Annotated in this window: 1 pseudogene; it reads right to left on the reverse strand. The window is 59.3% G+C overall.

The features are described 5' to 3' along the window. Window positions 1-241 (reverse strand): annotated as a pseudogene (locus R0J88_RS22990) (iron ABC transporter substrate-binding protein); the annotation flags it as partial.

Genomic DNA, 241 nt, shown 5'->3' on the forward strand with positions numbered 1-241 from the left:
CATGTGCTGGGCGGTCTTCTCGGTCAAGAAGCGCATCAGCTTGAGCGCATTCTCTTCGTGCGGCGCGTACTTGGTCATCGCCATGCCGGAGATGTTCATGTGCGTACCGACACCGTTCTGGTCCGGGAACTCGATGCGTGCCTTCTCGGCCCACGGACGCTGCTCGTCGTTGTCGAGCATCTTGCCGTAGTAGTAGCTGTTGCCGATGGCCACGTCACAGACGTTGTCACGAATCGCCTTG

The sequence above is a fragment of the Pseudoalteromonas sp. SIMBA_162 genome (genome assembly GCF_046535955.1).
Classification (GTDB): Bacteria; Pseudomonadota; Gammaproteobacteria; order Enterobacterales; family Alteromonadaceae; genus Pseudoalteromonas; species Pseudoalteromonas marina.